The sequence below is a fragment of the Microbacterium sp. Bi128 genome (assembly GCF_918698205.1).
Genome location: NZ_CAKKMM010000017.1, coordinates 20,992 through 27,615, shown reverse-complemented (window position 1 = coordinate 27,615; position 6,624 = coordinate 20,992). Strand labels below are relative to the sequence as shown.

General features: G+C 71.3%; 5 protein-coding genes. All 5 read left to right on the top strand.

Going from position 1 to position 6,624, the window contains the following annotated elements; all coding sequences use genetic code 11:
• Positions 1–827, top strand: an 827-nt coding sequence (locus LQV45_RS02955) for an extracellular solute-binding protein (RefSeq protein ID WP_230005668.1), incomplete at its 5' end; no start/stop codon positions are given.
• Positions 828–838: 11 nt separating this feature from the next.
• Entirely contained in the window at positions 839–1,861 is a 1,023-nt protein-coding gene (locus LQV45_RS02950; protein WP_230005667.1) for a carbohydrate ABC transporter permease, read from the top strand.
• Entirely contained in the window at positions 1,858–2,742 is an 885-nt protein-coding gene (locus tag LQV45_RS02945) for a carbohydrate ABC transporter permease (protein WP_230005666.1), read from the top strand. The genes LQV45_RS02950 and LQV45_RS02945 overlap by 4 nt, the downstream gene beginning before the upstream one ends.
• Positions 2,743–2,748: 6 nt before the next feature.
• Entirely contained in the window at positions 2,749–5,046 is a 2,298-nt protein-coding gene (locus LQV45_RS02940) for a glycoside hydrolase family 3 N-terminal domain-containing protein (protein WP_230005665.1), read from the top strand.
• 59 nt (positions 5,047–5,105) lie between these two features.
• Positions 5,106–6,590, top strand: coding sequence for a deoxyguanosinetriphosphate triphosphohydrolase family protein (locus LQV45_RS02935; protein WP_230005664.1), 1,485 nt, complete (start codon positions 5,106–5,108; stop codon positions 6,588–6,590).
• Positions 6,591–6,624: the final 34 nt, after the last annotated feature.

Genomic DNA, 6,624 nt, shown 5'->3' with positions numbered 1-6,624 from the left:
TCACCTCGCAGGACCTCCTCACCGCCGCGGGCGTCACCGAGGCACCGGCCACGATCTCCGACCTGGAGGCCGCCGACGCCAAGATCCGCGCCACCGGGGTCGCCCCGATCGCCGTGGGCGCCAAGGATGCGTGGCCCGCCGCGCACTGGTACTACAACTTCGCCCTCCGCGCGTGCGCCGAGAACGTGCTCACCGATGCCGCCGAGAGCCGCAGCTTCGACGACCCGTGCTGGCTCGAGGCGGGCGAGAACCTGCAGTCGTTCCTCAAGACGCAGCCGTTCAACGAGGGCTTCCTCACCACGGCCGCCCAGCAGGGCGCGGGTTCGTCGGCGGGTCTGCTCGCCAACCACCAGGCCGCCATGGAGCTCATGGGCGCCTGGAACCCGGGCGTCATCGCTTCGCTGACCCCCGACGAGCAGCCGCTCGCCGACCTCGGTTGGTTCCCGTTCCCCGAGGTCCCCGGTGGTAACGGGGAGCCCGGTGCCATCATGGGTGGTGTCGACGGATACGCCTGCTGGGTCAACGCGCCCGCGCAGTGCACCGACTTCCTGAACTTCATGGTGACTCAGGAGAACCAGGAGCGGTACGCCGACGCCTTCCAGACGATCCCCGCCTCCAGCGAGGCCACGAGCGCGGTCACCACGCCGGCTCTGCAGTCGGCCCTCGCCGCCTACACCGACGCCCCCTACGTGTCGGTCTGGCTCGACACCCTCTACGGCCAGAACGTCGGCAACGCGCTGAACGTCGCCGTGGTCGACCTGTTCGCCGGCAAGGGCAGCCCGCAGGGCATCGTCGACGCCGTCAACGCGGCCGCGTCGCGCTCCTGAGGAGGCCGGCCATGACCACCGTGCGTCATCCCGTCGCCACCGCTTCGGACGACGTCGCCGGTCGCCGCCTGGCCGAGGAGGGTGCACTCCGCACCCCCTCGGCCGGGCCGGTGTCCCCGCGTCGGCGTCGCGAGAACTGGCGTATCCGCGGCGAACTCGCGATCCTCCTGGGCCCCGCCCTGGTGGTGTTCGTCTCGTTCGTGATCCTGCCGGTGGCCCTGGCCGCCTTCTACGGCTTCTACAGCTGGTCGGGGTTCGGCGCCCCCACCGACTTCGTCGGATTCCGCAACTACCTCACGATCCTCACCGACCCCGCCTTCCATGAGGCGCTCGGCCACAACGTGTTCATCGTGGTCGGCTCGCTCGTGCTGCAGGGACCGCTCGCCCTCGGGCTCGCGCTGCTGCTGAACCGCAAGATGCGGGCGCAGTCGCTCATCCGCGTGCTGATCTTCGTGCCCTACGTCATCTCCGAGGTCGTCGTCGGCCTCGGCTGGGGCCTGATGCTGCAGTCCGGCGGAGCGCTCAACGGGGCGCTAGAGAAGATCGGCCTGTCTTCCCTCCAGGCCGACTGGATCTCCGACCCCGCGCTGGCGATCTGGACCCTGCTGATCATCATCACGTGGAAGTACATCGGCTTCGCCGTCATCCTCTTCCTCGCCGGTCTCCAGGGGATCCCCGAAGAGCTGTCGGAGGCCGCCGCCATCGACGGCGCCTCGTTCTGGCAGATCCAGCGCCACATCGTTCTGCCGCTGATGGGACCCACGATCCGCATCTGGGCGTTCCTGTCGATCATCGGGTCGCTGCAGCTGTTCGACCTCGTCTGGATCATCTGGGGCCAGTACGTCGCCTCGACGGCAGGGACCTCGACCATGGCCACCTACATGGTCGCCAACGGCCGCAACGCCGGCAGCTTCGGCTACGGCAGCGCCGTGGCCGTGGTGATGTTCCTCATCTCGCTCGCCGTCGCCCTCATCTACCAGCGCTTCGTGCTCCGTCGTGACACGGCCGGCGCCCTCACGGGAGACACCAAGTGACCGCCACCGCCACCCTCGTCGCGCCGAAGGCGCCGCGTTCCGTCCGCCGCGCCCCCGCGGGCCGCAACCGCTCGAGCTCGGTGATCGTGGGCTTCGTCGCGCTGCTCCTGATCGGCCTGATGCTCGCCCCCGTGGTGTACATCATCCTCGGCGGCTTCCGCTCGAACGCCGAGATCACCGTCGACCCCTCCGGCTTTCCCACCCAGTGGAACTGGCAGAACTACGGCGACGTGCTCGTCAGCGGAGTGTTCTGGGGACAGGTCGGGAACTCCGCGATCGCCGCGATCGCCACGACCGTCTTCGTCGTGGCCCTGGGGCTGATGGCGGCGTACGCCCTCTCGCGCTACCGCTTCCGCGGACGTGGAGCCCTGTACGCGCTGTTCACCGCCGGACTCATGTTCCCCATGACCGTCGCGATCACGCCGCTGTACATCCTGGTGCGCAACATCGGACTGACGAACTCCCTCGCGGGCGTCATCATCCCGCAGATCGCCTTCGCGCTGCCGCTGACGATCATCATCCTGTCGCCGTTCCTCGCGGCGATCCCCAAGGAGCTGCAGGAGGCCGCGTCGATCGACGGACTCGGACGCCTCGGGTTCTTCTGGCGCATGGTGCTGCCGCTGGCCGTTCCCGCCGTCGTCACCGTCGGCATCCTGGCCTTCGTCAACAGCTGGAACTCCTACATGCTCCCGCTGTTCATCCTCAACAACGAAGCCTCCTACACGCTGCCGCTGGGCACGCAGGCGTTCGCGTCGCAGTACTCGGTCGACACCGCCCGCGTGCTCGCATTCACCTCGCTGTCGATGATCCCCGCTCTGCTGTTCTTCAGCGTCTTCGAGCGTCGGATCGTCGGTGGCCTCACCGGCGCTGTGAAGGGCTGATTCCGCATGACCATCCAGAACACCGATGTCGGTTCGGCCCTCACCCCGGGAATCTCGGACCGCGTCCAGGCGCTCGTGGCCGAGATGACCCTCGACGAGAAGCTCGCGCAGCTCGTGGGCTACTGGGTCGACCAGGGCGATGAGGTCGTCGCCCCCCTCTCGGGCGAGAAGGTCACCTCCACCGACTACGTGGATGCCACGACGCACGGCCTCGGCCACCTCACGCGCGTCTACGGCACCCGGCCGGTCGACCCGGTCGAGCGCGCCGCCTGGCTGTGGGGCGAGCAGCGCCGCCTGAAGACCGAGACGCGTCTGGGCATCCCCGCCCTCGTGCACGAGGAGTGCCTGACGGGCTTCGCCGCGTGGAAGGCCGCGACCTTCCCCACCCCGCTCGCGTGGGGCGCGTCGTTCGATCCCGAGGCCGTCGAGCTCATGGCATCCGCGATCGGTCGATCGATGCGCGACGTCGGCGTGCACCAGGGCCTCGCGCCGGTGCTCGACGTGATCCGCGACCCGCGCTGGGGACGCGTCGACGAGTGCATCGCCGAGGACCCGTACGTCGTGGGCACGATCGGGACCGCGTACGTGCGCGGCCTGCAGGCCGCCGGGGTGCACGCCACCCTGAAGCACTTCGTGGGCTACTCGGCCTCGCAGGCGGGTCGCAACCACGCTCCCGTGCACGCCGGTCCGCGCGAGCTGCAGGACGTCTTCCTGCCGCCGTTCGAGATGGCGGTGCGCGACGGCGGGGTGCGTTCGGTGATGAACTCCTACGCCGAGATCGACGGGGTACCCGTGGCCTCCACCCCCGAGCTGCTCACCGATCTCCTCCGCCGACGGTGGGGCTTCGACGGCACGGTGGTCTCGGACTACTTCGCCGTGGAATTCCTCCGTTCCATGCATGGGGTCGCCGGCTCGCTCGGCGAAGCCGCCCAGCTCGCACTCGAAGCCGGGATCGACGTCGAGCTCCCCGGGCCCGACGCGTACCCGCACCTCGCCGAGCGGGTGGCATCCGGGGATCTGCTCGAGGCCGTCGTCGACCGCGCGGTCGCCCGCGTGCTCGCCGAGAAGGAGGACCTGGGACTCCTGGATGCCGACTTCGACAACGCTCCCACCGCGGTCGACCTCGACGATGCCGAGCACCGCGCGCTGGCGTACCGCCTCGCGATCGAGAGCGCGGTCCTGCTGCGCAACGACGGCGTGCTCCCGCTGGCTGCGCCCGGCCGGATCGCGGTGCTCGGACCCAACGCCGACAGCGCCGAGGCGCTGATGGGCTGCTACTCGTTCGCCAACCACGTGCTCGCCCACCACCCCGGCACGCCGATGGGATTCGAGATCCCGACGGTGCGCGAGGCGCTCTCCGAGCGCTTCGGCGACGTCACCTTCTCCGAAGGGTGCGCGGTCGAGGGCGACGACGGCTCCGGTATCGCCGCCGCCGTCGAGGTCGCTCAGGCGGCCGACGTCGCGATCGTCGTCGTCGGCGACCGCGCGGGCCTGTTCGGCCGCGGGACCGTGGGCGAGGGAAACGACGCCGATTCGCTCGAGCTCCCCGGACTGCAGCGTCGCCTGGTGGAGGAGGTCGTGGCCACGGGGACCCCCGTGATCATGGTGCTGCTCACCGGACGCCCGTACGCGATCGGGTGGGCCCTGGACGAGGCTTCGGGCCCCGCCGCCATCGTGCAGGCCTTCTTCCCGGGCGAGGAGGGCGGTCCTGCCCTCGCCGCGCTGCTGGCGGGGGATGCCACCCCCTCGGGTCGCCTGCCGGTCTCGCTCCCCCGCGCCGCCGGCGCGCAGCCGTACTCGTACCTGCACCCGCTCCTCGGCGGCCCCTCGGGAGTGACGAGCACCGACCCGACCCCCGTGCGTCCCTTCGGCTTCGGGCTGTCGTACACGACGTTCCGTCGCGAGGGTCTCGCCGTGGACGGCGAGGTGCGCGCCGGCGATGCCTTCTCGGCGCGCGTGCGGGTGACCAACACCGGCGAACGCCGCGGTGCCGACGTGGTGCAGCTGTACGCCCACCGCGCGGTGGCGAGCGTGACCCGTCCGGTCGCGCAGCTCGTGGCCTATGCCCGCGTCGAGCTCGAGCCCGGCGAGAGCGCCGACGTGCGGTTCACGGTGCCGGCCTCCCGCCTGGCCTACAGCGACCGGGCGCTGCGCCGGGTCGTGGAGCCGGGTGAGGTCGAGCTGCGCGTCGGGCCGTCGTGCGCCGACACCGACGCGGCTGCGCCGCTGCACATCACGGGCCCGACGTACGAGCTGCGGCCCGAGGACGCGCGCGTGGTCGGCATCGAGGTCGTCCGAGGCTGAGGCGCCGCATCGCTCTCACGGCTCCCTCCCCGCGAGACTGCGGCCGGTAGCGTGGACGGATGACGCTCTCCGCCGCGCCCACGGCCGCCTCGCGCGCGTACGACGAACGCGAGACCGTCGGCGCCGATCCGTGGTCGATCGACCTGGAGCGCATTCAGTTCTCGCCGTACTTCTCGCGTCTGTCCGCGGTGACGCAAGTGGTGTCGCCGTCGATCTCCGGCGCCCCCGTCCACAACCGCCTCACGCACTCGCTGAAGGTGAGTGCGATCGCGCGCGTCGTCGCGTTGCAGTTGAACACGCGCGCCGGGGCCGACGTGTGCGACCCGACCGTCGTCGAGGCCGCGGCGTACGCCCACGACCTCGGCCACCCGCCCTTCGGCCACCTCGGCGAAACGACCCTCGACCGCCTGGCCCGCACCGAGCTCGGCCTGACCGACGGGTTCGAGGGCAACGCCCAGACCTACCGCATCCTCACCGCGCTCGACGTCGTCGAGAACGCCCCGCGCGGGCTCAACCTCACCGCCGCGGTCCGCGCCGCCTCGGCGAAGTACCCGTGGTCGCCGGCGGTGTCGGCGGCCGAGATCGAGCGGACCGGGCCGCCCCGCGGCATCCGTCGGTCGCCGGACGGCGCGTACCGCGTGCACAAGTACTCCGCCTACGACCTCGACCTCGCCGACCTCGAGCAGGCCCGCGCGGGGCTCGACGTGGAGCCGCTGCGGCAGAGCATCGAGGGCGCCGTGATGGACCTCGCCGACGACATCGCGTACTCGGTGCACGACGTCGACGACTTCTACCGCGCCGGGATCCTCGACCACGCCCCCATCGCCGCCGAGTTCCGCGGCTGGCTCGACGACGTGATCGAGTGGCGCTCCCGCGACGACGCCGAGGTGCGCGCCGAGCTCGTCCCGGGCGCCGCCCTCGAACGCCTGCGCCGGAAGATGCGCCGCGACGACCCGTGGGTCGCCGACGACGAGGCGTTCCTGGACGCGGTGAGCGACGTGGATGCCGAACTGGTCACCGACCTGCTCGCCCGCCCGTTCGACGGGTCGCTGTCGGCCGAACGACGTCTGGCCGCGTTCACCGACCGGTGGATCCGGCGCTTCCAGGAGTCCGTGCGGCTGCGGCCCCTCGACACGCCCCGCTCGGGACCCGTGGCCCTGTCACCGTCGGCCTGGCACCACGTCGAGGTGCTGAAGTTCGTGCACAAGCGCTTCGTGCTCAGCCGCCCCGACCTGGCGATCCAGCAGCGCGGCATGAGCCGCATCCTCGCGCGGTCGGTGCGCGCCCTCGGCGAGTGGCTCGAGGACGATCTCGACCGCGCCCGTACCCCGCGCCGCCTGCGCGAGCTGATCGCGCTCGCCCGCGAGCAGTACGCGCTCCTTCCGGCCGAACGTCGTCCTTCGGACGCCGAGGCCGAGACGCTCGCGCGCTCCCGCGGGATCGTCGACTACGTGGCATCCCTCACCGACGCCCAGGCGTTCACGCTGTCGGAGGCGATCTCCGGCCGCGCCGACCGCCTGTGGTCGCTGGGCCAGCGGCTGTAGCGGCGCCGCAGCACGGTGTGGGGCGCGTTCTTCC

What these genes read in the sequence shown, in the direction of transcription:
- LQV45_RS02940 (WP_230005665.1), top strand. Translation starts at nt 2,749, where the DNA reads ATGACCATCCAGAACACCGATGTCGGTTCGGCCCTCACCCCGGGAATC.
- LQV45_RS02935 (WP_230005664.1), top strand. Translation starts at nt 5,106, where the DNA reads ATGACGCTCTCCGCCGCGCCCACGGCCGCCTCGCGCGCGTACGACGAA.
- LQV45_RS02950 (WP_230005667.1), top strand. Translation starts at nt 839, where the DNA reads ATGACCACCGTGCGTCATCCCGTCGCCACCGCTTCGGACGACGTCGCC.